The 8402-nt window shown below is 49.9% G+C and carries 7 protein-coding genes and 1 pseudogene; 7 read left to right on the top strand and 1 reads right to left on the bottom strand.

The genetic code is table 11. From position 1 onward, the window contains the following. Window positions 1–583 (bottom strand): DNA polymerase III subunit gamma/tau (gene dnaX / locus Q0238_RS06690; RefSeq protein WP_297944208.1); only part of this gene is annotated, 583 nt, incomplete at its 3' end. Window positions 584–675: 92 nt separating this feature from the next. Between dnaX and Q0238_RS06685 the strand changes: the two genes are divergently transcribed. The 7 genes and pseudogenes from Q0238_RS06685 to Q0238_RS06655 form a co-directional block, all read left to right on the top strand. Further along, on the top strand, window positions 676–1224 hold the full coding sequence (locus Q0238_RS06685; protein ID WP_297944205.1) for a YajG family lipoprotein: 549 nt from the start codon (window positions 676–678) through the stop codon (window positions 1222–1224). After that, the gene (locus tag Q0238_RS06680; protein ID WP_297944202.1) at window positions 1225–1842 is read left to right on the top strand and encodes a ComF family protein; all 618 of its coding nucleotides are present in this window, start codon (window positions 1225–1227) and stop codon (window positions 1840–1842) included. It begins immediately after the preceding gene. A 50-nt stretch (window positions 1843–1892) separates the two neighbouring features. Further along, entirely contained in the window at window positions 1893–4625 is a 2733-nt protein-coding gene (gene gyrA / locus Q0238_RS06675) for a DNA gyrase subunit A (protein WP_297944211.1), read from the top strand. Continuing rightward, window positions 4618–5649, top strand: a complete 1032-nt coding sequence (locus Q0238_RS06670) for an aspartate-semialdehyde dehydrogenase (protein WP_297944199.1) — start codon at window positions 4618–4620, stop codon at window positions 5647–5649. The genes gyrA and Q0238_RS06670 overlap by 8 nt, the downstream gene beginning before the upstream one ends. A gap of 302 nt (window positions 5650–5951) precedes the next feature. Further along, window positions 5952–6443 carry a YqhA family protein gene (locus Q0238_RS06665; RefSeq protein ID WP_297944197.1) on the top strand — a complete coding sequence of 164 codons (492 nt, stop codon included), beginning with the start codon at window positions 5952–5954 and terminating at the stop codon, window positions 6441–6443. Window positions 6444–6445: 2 nt separating this feature from the next. Continuing rightward, on the top strand, window positions 6446–7492 hold the full coding sequence (gene hemE, locus Q0238_RS06660) for a uroporphyrinogen decarboxylase (protein ID WP_297944194.1): 1047 nt from the start codon (window positions 6446–6448) through the stop codon (window positions 7490–7492). Window positions 7493–8245: 753 nt separating this feature from the next. Next, window positions 8246–8402: pseudogene (locus Q0238_RS06655) on the top strand (radical SAM protein); the annotation flags it as partial.

Below are 8402 nucleotides of genomic sequence, written 5' to 3'. Positions count from 1 at the left end.
CGATGTTTTCGGTTTTTAAAATCTGCTCTAGGTGCGCTACGACGGTGCTTTTAGCGATCGGTTTAAAGCGAAAGTGCTGCGTGCGCGATAGCACGGTGACTGGAAGCTTGAGCGGATCGGTCGTCGCAAGGATAAATTTTACGTAGCTAGGCGGCTCCTCAAGCGTCTTTAAAAGCGCGTTGGAGGCCTCTTTGGTGAGCATATGCACCTCGTCGATAATGAAAATTTTAAAGCGTGCGCTCGCGGGATGATACTTCGTCTGCTCGATGAGCTCGCGGATATCGTCGATCTTGCGGTGGCTGGCGGCGTCCATCTCGATGATGTCGATGTGGCGCCCCTCGTTTGCCATTACGCAGTTATCGCAGATCTCGCACGGCTTGCCGGTAGGGCCTTTATCGCATAAAAGCGCTTTGGCAAAAATCCTAGCCGTCGAGGTTTTGCCGCTGCCGCGAAGTCCGCTGAAAAGATATGCGTGGCTCAGTCTGCCGGAATCCAGCGCGTGCGCGAGGCTTTTGGCGACGGCGTCTTGACCGATGAGCTGCTCGAAGCTTTTGGGTCTGTATTTTAAAGCTAGTGCTTGCAAAATTTCTCCTTTGATCTTGCAATGATACAAAAAAATCTATAAATTTTAAATTTAGTGCTACAATGCGCCCAAATTTCAGAAAAAGGATAAAAATGAAAAAATTTTTAATCGGCGTATTTGCGCTATTTCTTGTCGCCTGCTCGCAAACCAGCAGCGTCATCAGCCTAAATCCGTATCTTTCTAAGGCCGATCAGACCGTAAGCGGCAAGTCGGTAAATATCAACGCGATCAACGACCAGCGCGAAAATCAGATGGTAATCGCCGTTATAAACGACAACGACGGCAAACTCGTCGATGAAGTGCTTTTAAAAAATAATCTCTCGGCGTGGTTCGATAAGGCTTTGCGCGCGGAGCTTGAGGCTCGCGGCGTAAGGATCAATCCTGCAAGCCCGAATATCGTAACCGTAAATATCAGAAGCATCTCGGCAGCGATCAACGGCTACTCGAAAGAAAATATGAGCGCAAGAGGCGAGATCGTGATCTCTATCGTGCAGGGCAACAAAACTACGACCAAGCGCGTTTCGCAGGATCAGAGCCAATTTACCGCGCTTCGCACGGCTAGATCGCTTAATCCTTTCGTGCAAAGCCTGCTTGGCGACATCGTCAAAAAATCCGCCGATCAAATCATCTCTACGCTTTAGATGCGCTGCATAAATTGCGGCGCGTTTAGCCTGCGCACGATCTGCGCCGCCTGCGCCGCAAATTTAGCCGAATGCCGCCTAAGTATGCGGCAGGTGGAGGGCTTTAGCGTGTTTTATTACTACGGCTACTCCGAAATTCGAGAGCTTATACTTTCTAAACATCACGAATACGGCGCTGCGGTGCTTGCGCGCATAGCCTCTTTAAGCTTGGCAAAATTTCCGCGCGATCTGCAACGCGAAATTTCTGCAAATCCGCGAAACTACGAAGCGTTTAAAACGGATGGAATTTTTAAATTTAACGCCGTGCCGCTGGATGATGACGCTCGTAGCGGATATTCGCACACGGCGATCTTAGCTCGCGCGCTAAAAAGCGAACTGATTGAGCCGAAATTTCACTGCCTGCGCGCGCAAAATCGCGTCAAATACAGCGGGCAGAGTTTGGAATTTCGCCTAAAACACAAGCGAAATTTTAAAATTTTAACCCCGCCGCAATTCCCCGTGATCCTAGTAGACGACATCATCACCTCGGGTCTTAGCATGCTGCAAGCGCGCGAGAGTTTGATCGATGGCGGCTTTATGCCCGTGTGCGGCTTGGTTTTAGCTAATGCAAAAGAATAATTCGCTATAATCACGCTTCAAAATTTAAAAGGATATTTATGCAATCAAATATGTTTGAAAATCAGGAGATCATCGATATCGACGTCGAAGAATCGATCAAGACGAGCTATCTTGATTACTCGATGAGCGTTATCATCGGTCGTGCGCTGCCGGATGCCAGGGACGGCCTAAAGCCGGTGCATAGGCGAATTTTATATGCGATGAACGATCTTGGCGTGGGCTCTCGCCAGCCATACAAAAAATCCGCCCGTATCGTAGGCGACGTCATCGGTAAATACCATCCGCACGGCGATACCGCCGTTTACGACGCGCTCGTGCGAATGGCGCAGAGCTTTTCGATGAGAATTCCTTCCGTGGACGGACAGGGAAACTTCGGATCGATCGACGGCGACGGCGCGGCGGCGATGAGGTATACCGAAGCGCGTATGACGCCGCTAGCCGAGGAGCTACTAAAAGATCTGGATAAAGAGACAGTCGATTTCGTGCCGAACTACGACGAGAGCCTGAACGAACCCGACGTCCTGCCTGCGCGCGTGCCGAATTTGCTGCTTAACGGCTCAAGCGGAATCGCCGTTGGAATGGCGACGAATATCCCGCCGCACAGCCTAGATGAGCTCGTAGGCGGTCTTTTGATACTGCTTGAGAATAAAAACGCAAGCCTAGAGGAGATTATGGGCGAGATCAAAGGTCCCGATTTTCCAACCGGCGGCATAATCTACGGCAAAAAAGGAATCATCGAGGCGTATAAAACGGGCAGAGGGCGCGTTAAAATTCGCGCTAAAACCCATATTGAAAAAAAAGCTAGTAAAGACGTCATCGTAATCGACGAGCTGCCGTATCAGACCAATAAAGCGCGCTTGATCGAGCAGATCGCAGATCTCGTAAAAGAAAAGCAGATCGAGGGCATCTCCGAGGTGCGCGACGAGAGCGATCGTGACGGAATTCGCGTAGTAATCGAGCTTAAGCGCGACGCGATGAGCGAGATCGTGCTGAATAATCTATTTAAGCAAACCACGATGGAGGCGACCTTCGGCGTGATAATGCTCGCAATCGACGGCAAGGAGCCGAAGATTTTCACGCTGATAGAGCTTTTGAAGCTGTTTTTGAACCACAGAAAAACCGTCATCATCCGCCGCACGATTTTTGAGCTTCAAAAAGCCCGCGCTAGAGCGCACATCTTGGAGGGCTTAAAGATTGCGCTAGATAATATCGACGAAGTGATCGATGTGATTAGAAACTCCGCCGACACCAACGTCGCGCGCGAAAATTTAATGAGCAGATTCGGTCTTAGCGAGGCGCAATCGGGCGCGATTTTAGATATGAGGCTAAGTCGCCTAACGGGGCTTGAGCGCGAAAAGATCGAGGAGGAGCTAAAAGAAATTTTAGCCGAGATAAAGCGGCTTGACGCGATCCTAAAGAGCGAGGAGCTGATTGAGGGGATCATCAAAGATGAGCTTTTGGAGATCAAGGATAAATTCAGATGCCCGCGAATTACCGAAATCGTCGATGACTACGAAGATATCGACATCGAAGATCTTATCGCGAATGAAAATATGGTCGTTACGATCACTCACCGCGGCTACATCAAGCGCGTGCCTAGCAAGACTTACGAGAAGCAAAAGCGCGGCGGAAAGGGGCGCGTGGCGGTCACGACGTACGATGACGACTTCATCGAGAGCTTTTTTACGTCCAACACCCATGATACGCTTATGTTTATCACCGACCGCGGGCAGCTTTACTGGCTTAAGGTCTATAAAATTCCGGAGGGCTCGCGCACCGCAAAGGGCAAGGCGGTCGTAAATTTAATCCAACTCGGCGCGGACGAAAAGATCATGGCGATCATCCCTACGACCGATTTTGATCCGAGCAAGTCGCTCGTATTTTTCACTCGCAACGGCATCGTAAAACGCACGAATTTAAGCGAGTTTAAAAATATCCGCTCGCTCGGCATCCGCGCTATCAGCCTAGATGTGGACGATACGCTAGTAACCGCCCTCATCGCTCCAAACAGCGCCGAGGAGATGCAAAACTACAAAGAAGGCGCTCTAAGCGGCGACGATCTGGACGGCGGCGAGGCTGAAGAAATTCTAGAGCAAACTGAGCAGGATATTTTAGAGGGAAGCGAGAATGAAATTTCAGATGAAATGTCGCAAGACGAGGGCGCGCAAGAGGGCGAGCCGCAAAGCGCTAACGAAAATATGCTCTTCATCGCTACGAAAAAGGGAATGTGTCTTAAATTTAATCTAAATAAAATTCGCCAGATGGGGCGCATCGCTCGCGGCGTAAAAGGGATTAAATTTAAAGAAAAAGGCGACGAGGTCATCGGTGCCGCGTTTATTCTAAGCGACATGCAAGAAATTTTAAGCGTGAGCCAAAAGGGTATCGGCAAACGCACCACCGCGAGCGAGTATCGCCTCACAAACCGCGGCGGCAAGGGTGTCATCTGCATGAAGCTTACCAACCGCACGGGCGAGCTCATCGGCGTCGTGATGGTTGATGAGGAGATGGATCTCATGGCGCTAACCACCAGCGGCAAGATGATCCGCGTCGATATGCAAAGCATCCGCAAAGCGGGCCGCAACACCAGCGGCGTCATCGTCGTAAATGTCGAGGGCGACGACGTAGTGAGTATCGCGACCTGCCCGAAAGCCGAGGAGGGCGACGAGGGCGAAGCAGACGAGCTTGCGCAGGATGAAAATTTACTAAATTCAAATTTGGATAGCAAAGATTCGCAGAGCGACGGCCCTAGCGATGAAATTTTAAAAGGAGGAGAGGATGAATAGTTACAATATCGCCATCGTAGGCGCTACCGGCGCCGTAGGCGAGGAGATTTTGCGCGTCTTAGACGAGATGAACTTTCCCGTAAAGGACATACTGCCGCTTGCAAGCGCAAAGAGCGCGGGCGAGAAGGTGGAATTCCGCGGCAAAGAATACGTCGTGAAGGAGCTTACCGACAGCACCTTCGACGAAAACGAGATCGACATCGCGTTTTTTAGCGCGGGCGGCTCCATTTCGGCGCACTATGTGCCATTTGCTGCGGCAAGCGGCGCGGTGGTGATCGACAACACGAGCCACTTTCGCATGCAAGAAAATGTCCCGCTCGTCGTGCCTGAGTGTAATCCTCAGGATATAAAGCTATGGGAAGAGACAGGCATCATCGCTAATCCGAACTGCTCAACTATCCAGATGGTTCAAATTCTTAAGCCACTTGATGACGCGTTTGATATCGAGCGCGTGGACGTAAGCACCTACCAGGCGACAAGCGGCGCAGGTAAAGAGGGTATGAGCGAGCTTGTAGAGCAGTTGCAGCAGTTTTTCGCTTTTAAGCTTGATGAGTGCGAGCCGAAGGTTTTCCCGCATCAGATCGCGATGAATGTCATCCCGCACATCGACGTCTTTTTGGATAATGACTACACCAAAGAAGAGATGAAGATGGTGAACGAAACGCAGAAAATTTTGCATAAAAACTTCGCCGTTTCGGCTACCTGCGTGCGCGTGCCGGTGCTTCGCAGCCACAGCGAGGCGATCACGATAAAATTTAAAAAGGATTTCGAGATTAGCCGCGTGCGCGAAATTTTAAGAAACGCGCCTAGCATCGTGCTTGCAGACGATCCAAACAAAAACGAATATCCGATGCCGCTGCTTTCGAGCGACACGAACGAAACCTACGTCGGCAGGCTCCGCAGGGACAATTTCGACGATAAAATTCTGCATCTTTGGTGCAGCGCCGATCAGATCCGCGTCGGAGCGGCTACGAACGCCGTGCGCATCGCGCTTCGCTGGATCGATATGCAGCAAGACAAGTAGGATAATTTAGCAAGGCTGCCGAGTTTTTGTGCGCGGATACAGTCGCGCGCGTGATTTCGGCGCCGAGGCTGCGCGAATAAATTTGCAAATCAACCTAGTTAAAATTTAATGCCGCGAGCTGAAATTTTGCGCCTTTAACCTGGCGCAAAATTTTAAAGACTCAAACGGGCGCGATCAAAAGAGATAAATTTACACGGTTGCAAACGAGCATAAATCTAAACGGACGCTTCGGCATAGAGCGGCTTTTAAATTTATACATTCGTTTGCGAGCAGCTAATCCCGAATTAAAATTTAAGGAAGAAATGAAAGCTATATTTGAAAAATTTTTACTTTGCAGCAAATTTTTAACCCTCCTGCCAGTGCTTTTTTGCATCGCGGCAGGCGCGGCGATATTTGTGATGGCAAGCTACGAAATCGGCTCGGCGCTCTATAAAATCGTGGAATTTTTCCTAGCTCCGCAGAGCGAGCGAGCGCTTTACGTCGATATTTTAAGCGAGATAATAACGGCGATCGATCTGTATCTGGTCGCTATAGTGCTGCTAATCTTCGTATTTGGAATTTATGAGCTGTTTATCGACGAGTTTGTGGATCTAAATTTACAAGTTTTAAAGATCGCCTCGCTGGATGAGCTGAAGCACAAACTCGGCAGCGTCATCATAATGGTGCTCGTAGTGGATTTTTTCAAACGAATTTTGCACACCGATTTTACTACCCCTTTGGATATGCTTTTGCTCGCAGGGGCTATCTTTGCGGTTTGTTTGGCTTTGTATATTTTGAGTAAATTTAAAGGATAAAAATGGTTTTCATCGACGCATGCTTCGGCAAAGAGACCCCATACACGCCCATTTGGATGATGCGCCAGGCGGGGCGATACCTGCCGCAATACATGGCGGTGCGCGAGAGGGCGGGCGATTTTTTGAGCCTGTGTCGCGACTACCGCGCCGCTAGCGAGGTAACGATCCAGCCCGTGGAGATTTTGGGCGTCGATGCGGCGATACTTTTTAGCGATATTTTGGTCGTGCCGATGCAGATGGGGATGGATCTGCGCTTCGAAGCGGGCGAAGGACCGAAATTTAGCGATCCGATCCGCTCTCAGAGCGATCTGGCGCGCCTTGATCCGCAAAAGGCCGCCGCAGAGCTCGGATACGTTTATGATACGATCTCGCTTACTCGCTCGTGCCTTGCTGCGGATAAAGCGCTCATCGGCTTTTGCGGCGCGCCGTGGACGATCGCTACCTATATGATCGAGGGCGGCGGCAGTAAAAATTACGCCGTTTGCAAAAGGATGCTCTACGAAAATCCGCAGCTTCTGCATGAAATTTTGCGCCTCGTTACGGAGGCGACGAAGCTTTATCTGGCGCGTCAGATCGGCTCGGGCGTCGATGCGGTGCAGATCTTCGACAGCTGGGCAGGCGCGCTGGAGCCGAGCGCATACGAGGAGTTCGGCTGGCGATACATCCTAGAAATCACGGAATTTTTAAAGGCGAAATTCCCGCATATCCCGCTCATCGTCTTTGCCAAGGGCACGGGCGCGCAGATGTCGCGGCTGAGCCGTATCGCGGAGCAGCGAGGCGAGGCAAGCTTTGACGTATGGGGCGTGGATTGGAGCACTCCGATCGAGCTTGCGCGCGAGCGGCTCGGGGGCAAATTTGCGCTTCAGGGCAACCTGGAGCCGATGCGGCTATACGACCGCGGAGCGATAGAATCGGGCGTGCGCGAGATTTTAGCGTCGATGAAGGGTGCTGCGCATATCTTTAATCTAGGCCATGGGATTTTGCCCGACATAAGCGTGCAAAACGCCAAATATCTGGTGGATCTGGTGCACGAGCTAAGCGCGCGCTAAAACCTAATTTTGCGAGAGCTCGCTTGCAGCGCGCCGCTGTGAAATTTCATAGAACCGTAATTTAAAATTTTGCTCGCTTGAGTCGCCTGCTTTGCTTCCGCACGATCTTTTCCGCTGCCCATAAATTTTAAATTTTACACCGCTTTCACGCTGCCAAAACAGCTGCGGAACGCAAAGCTTTAAATTTTAAAATTCTGCGCCGTTTTGCGCGGCGGTATCGCTAAATTTTAAAATTTAGCCTAAATTTGAAATTTTACGTCGCTTTTACGCCGAGCAAGGCTTAAAATTTACGCGCTATGTATGCAGCGGCGTAAAAATACTGCGAGCTTGCAAGCTTAAATTTAGCTTGCGCTTTAAATTTATAGCTCGCGCGCCCTAAATTTAAGGATAAATTCAAAACTCTAAGCTTAAAATTCCGCCGTAGCGGGGTGGAGCGCAGAAGTGAAATTTCGCATAAAAGCGGCGCTAAATTTCGGCACGCGGAAGTTAAATTTCAAGGCATAAATTTGCTACGTAGAATTTTAAAAGCTCGATACAAAGCGTTATTGGCGCGAGACTTGAGATCAGTATAAATTTGCTACGTAAAATTTAAAAGCGGGATTTTCTAGTTAAATTTTTTAAAAGCAAATTTTAGTAAAATTTCACGACGCGGAATTTCAAATTAAAATTTTGCAAATTAAATTCCGCAAAGTAAAGTTTTAAAGCGAAATTCTGCTCGCAAGTAAACCCCACAAATCAAATCATGGAGCAAAAATGAGATATATTTTCGGGCCCGTGACCTCGCGTAGGTTCGGGCGCAGCCTCGGTATCGATCTGAGCCCGCAGCGCAAGCAGTGCAACTTCAACTGCGTCTACTGCGAGCTGGGCGCGGGCAAGCCGGTAAGCGCGATGAGCGAGCCCTGTGAGATCG

The sequence above is a fragment of the uncultured Campylobacter sp. genome, assembly GCF_938045775.1.
GTDB lineage: Bacteria > Campylobacterota > Campylobacteria > Campylobacterales > Campylobacteraceae > Campylobacter_B.
The sequence above is the reverse complement of the archived record's forward strand: the minus strand, read 5'-3'. Positions and strand labels throughout refer to the sequence as shown.